At 50.0% G+C, this 3,795-nt stretch carries 4 protein-coding genes; 3 read left to right on the forward strand and 1 reads right to left on the reverse strand.

Translation table 11 applies throughout. The features are described 5' to 3' along the window. Positions 1–325 precede the first annotated feature (325 nt). The 3 genes from rpiB to glyA all read left to right on the forward strand — a co-directional run bounded on the left by rpiB (position 326) and on the right by glyA (position 2,776). A complete protein-coding gene (gene rpiB / locus B2Y11_RS04735) occupies positions 326–778 on the forward strand; it encodes a ribose 5-phosphate isomerase B (protein ID WP_291056834.1) in 453 nt (150 codons plus the stop codon). Next, positions 771–1,334 carry a TIGR01440 family protein gene (locus tag B2Y11_RS04740; RefSeq protein WP_291056836.1) on the forward strand — a complete coding sequence of 188 codons (564 nt, stop codon included), beginning with the start codon at positions 771–773 and terminating at the stop codon, positions 1,332–1,334. The genes rpiB and B2Y11_RS04740 overlap by 8 nt, the downstream gene beginning before the upstream one ends. Positions 1,335–1,537: 203 nt before the next feature. After that, positions 1,538–2,776 (forward strand): serine hydroxymethyltransferase, encoded by a 1,239-nt coding sequence (glyA, locus tag B2Y11_RS04745; protein ID WP_291056838.1) that lies wholly within the window; start codon positions 1,538–1,540, stop codon positions 2,774–2,776. 211 nt (positions 2,777–2,987) lie between these two features. Here the strand turns inward: glyA and B2Y11_RS04750 are convergent, their stop codons facing one another. Further along, positions 2,988–3,335: a hypothetical protein gene (locus B2Y11_RS04750; protein ID WP_291056840.1), complete on the reverse strand. Its 348-nt coding sequence runs from the start codon at positions 3,333–3,335 to the stop codon at positions 2,988–2,990. Between the last annotated feature and the right edge of the window lie 460 nt (positions 3,336–3,795).

Below are 3,795 nucleotides of genomic sequence, written 5' to 3' on the forward strand. Positions count from 1 at the left end.
CGCAGCGAGCCAGTCAGCAGAATGTTTTTCATGCCATATGATGCAGATAGGTAAATCCGTAACGCTGACTTTATACTCATCGCCCGAAGGGCGATACCACCACCCTCTGAACCCTTTGAACCTTCTGAACGCTCTGAACCCTCACACCGTAGGTGTGTCCAAGGCCCATCCATCCTAAGAACCTTTTTCCGCGACCCTTCTACACAACCCGCGGCGTCAGCCGCCCCCCCTCTGCCCTGGACCCTTTTTCCTTTACATCCCTGTCAATTCTGATGTACAATAAGTCCGTATGAAAGTTACATTGTTCATGGAAAGGATGAGTCCTATGAAAATTGCCATTGCCAGTGATCATGGCGGATTTGAACTGAAGGCTTCTTTGAAGAAGCATCTGGATGAAGAAAAAATCGAATACATTGACTGCGGCACCGATTCTACGGAATCCTGTGACTATCCGGACTTTGCAGAAAAGGCCTGCCGTCTGGTGCAGAAGGGGGAAGTGACCTATGCTTGCCTTATCTGCGGCACCGGTATCGGTATGTGCATTGCAGCCAATAAGATGAAAGGCATCCGTGCAGCCCTCTGCGGCGATACTTTTTCCGCCCATTTCACCAGAGCCCACAATGATGCCAATGTCATTACCATGGGCGCCCGGGTCATCGGACCGGGGCTGGCAGAGTTTATTCTTGATGAATTCCTGAAGACCCCCTTTGAAGGAGGCCGTCATGCCAGAAGAATCGGCAAGATTGCCAAAATAGAAGAGGAAGAGTCCCATGTATGAGGATTTGAAGAAAGAGGCAAAAGAGGCCTTCGAAGAGCTTGTGGCCCAGTCCCATTTCCGGGAAGGCAGCCTCATCGTTATCGGCGGCTCCTCCAGTGAAATCCGGGGCGGCCGCATCGGGAAGGATAGTTCCTACGAAGTAGGGACAGAAGTGGTGGAAACTCTCCTGGAAGAAGCGAAGAAATACCACCTTCGCCTGGCCTTCCAGTGCTGCGAGCATTTGAACCGTGCCCTGATTATGGAAAGAGAAACGGCTGAAAAATTCAGCTATGAAGAAGTGACAGTGGTACCCTGGCTTCACGGCGGCGGTGCCTTTGCCACCAACGCCTACTACCATTTCAAAGATCCTGTGGCAGTAGAAGAAATCAGAGCCGACGGGGGACTGGACATCGGTCTTACGTTGATCGGTATGCACCTTAAACGGGTGGCAGTGCCGGTACACCTGACCCATAACAGGATAGGGGAAGCCATTGTCACCGGCGCCCGTACCAGACCGCCTTTGATTGGCGGAGAAAGAGCCCGCTATGAAAAAGATGACAACCGTGGCGCTTTCTGATATAATTTCATAAGACAATAAAAGACTCAATGAAGAGGTTTGAAGCGGGGAGATAAGTCCCTGTTTTAAGCCTCTTTTCGTTTATAGCAGTGCCATGGGTATGGTACAATGAAGCTGCTGATACCTGAAAAAATTTCAGTTATCTATAGATTAGGGATTTTGCTGCAGCAAACGGCAGGTTGTGCAGGAAGGGAGTTTATTCAATGAACCATTTAAAAGATGACAAGCCGGTGTATGAAGCCATTCAGGAAGAACTGAACAGACAGAGAAACAAACTGGAAATGATTGCTTCCGAAAATATTGTCAGCTACGCAGTGATGGAAGCCCAGGGCAGCGTACTTACCAATAAGTATGCCGAAGGCTATCCGGGCAAAAGATACTACGGTGGCTGCGAATTTGTAGATAAAGTAGAACAGCTGGCCATTGACCGGGCCAAGGAACTTTTCGGCGCTGAACATGTAAACGTACAGCCCCATTCCGGCTCCCAGGCCAACTTTGCCGTATACTACGGCCTCCTCAAACCGGGAGATACCATGATGGGCATGAACCTCACCGACGGCGGACACCTGTCCCACGGCAGCCCTGTCAATATTTCCGGCAACTATTTCAACGTAGTTCCCTATGGCGTTCGTAAGGACGACGAACTCCTGGACTACGAAGCCATGGAAAAAATAGCCAAAGAAGTCCGCCCGAAGCTCATTATCGGCGGCACCAGCGCCTACTCCAGAATTATTGATTTCGAAAGAATGGCAGCCATTGCCCACGAAGTAGGAGCCCTCTTCATGGTAGACATGGCCCACTTCGCAGGCCTCGTAGCCGGCGGCGAATATCCCAGCCCTGTGCCCTATGCAGATATTGTAACCACCACCACCCACAAGACCCTCCGTGGCCCCAGAGGCGGTATCATCATGTGCCGTGAAAAATACGCTAAAGCCATCGACAAGGCCGTATTCCCCGGCATGCAGGGCGGTCCCCTCATGCACGTCATTGCAGCCAAGGCCGTAGCCTTCGGCGAAGACCTCACCGACGACTTCAAACAGTATGCGAAGCAGATTAAGAAGAACGAAAAAGTCCTCTCCGACGAACTGCAGAAACAGGGCATCCGCGTCGTATCCGGCGGCACCGACACCCACGTCCTCCTGGCCGATATGAAAGCCATCGGCATTACCGGCAAAGTAGCCCAGAACGTACTGGATGAAATCGGCATCACCGCCAACAGAAACACCATCCCCTTCGAAACACTCTCCCCATTCGTTACCAGCGGTATCCGCCTCGGCTCCCCGGCCCTTACCACCAGAGGATTGAAAGAAGACGACTTCAAAGAAGTAGCCGACATCATTGCCACGGTAATCAAGAATCCCGAAGACGCTGCCATCAAAGCTGCCTGTGCAGACAGAGTAGCAGCTCTCTGCAAGAAATATCCGCTTTACGAAGATTTATAATCATTCCAATAAAAAACTCCCCTCAGGCAGGGGAGTTTTTATTATGGCTGTATTCCTGTGTAGCCGGTGGATGGGGCTGTCTGCGGCGGTGAAGAAAATCCCGGAGCGTAGAAGTGAGATTTCTCCACTTCGCTTCCGACCATCGAAATGATGGTGAGGCGGAGTGGTATCTGTATCATTTCTACATTTTTTCACGGCCCCTTTTTTAGTGTCATGAAAAAGACAGCACAAAAACACGGATGCTATCCGTGGCAGTCAGTATTGCGGGCCTCTCAGAATCAGGCGTCAACGCTGAGCATACAAGAAAATCCTGCAGCTGCCCTGAACTTGTCGTCCGGGAATGCGGGCTCATGCTGTGTGGGATGCTATCTGTGTTTTTGATGTTATCTTGCTTTAACGTATTCTGCAGAATCCGTTTTGCTTCCCAGGCGCCTGGGGAGCCGGAGAGAGAAAGCAGGAAATCTGTATACAGGGATTCTTTATTTCCTTCTGCCAAAGCTGCATTCCGGCCGGAATATTCGCGATGTGCATAGTAGAAAGGAAAGTGGAATCCTTCCATGGAAAGATTCCTGCTTTGTCTCTCCATACATTTATATTGCATAAGCCCCCTCTTTTTACAACCTGCCTTTGAAATTTTATGAATCACTAAGGAAAGGGTGCGCTCTGGCGATATATATCAATTATCAGAAGGGAATATGAGAATATCATTAAACTTTTCATTTTCGCGTTCACAAAAACGCGATTTTTTCGATTTATATAGTAGAGGGATGTGAAAGACCTGCAGAATGGAAAGAAGTCATCCATAGATTCCCAAGATGGCCATAGGGGATGCAAGTATGGAAGGCAGGCGTCCATGGGTTAACCTCTTTTACCCCCCCTCCCTGATCAGGTAAAAAGAAAACGCAGAGAAATCCGTAACTTCCTCATCTATCACGGCAGAAATGACGGGAGACTCATGACTGGCTCGCGCCGTCGTGTCATAACACAGCAGCGGCCGTAGACCATGCAGACACCGAACT

The sequence above is a fragment of the Dialister sp. UBA1703 genome (assembly GCA_002320515.1).
In the GTDB taxonomy this organism is placed as follows: domain Bacteria; phylum Bacillota; class Negativicutes; order Veillonellales; family Dialisteraceae; genus Dialister.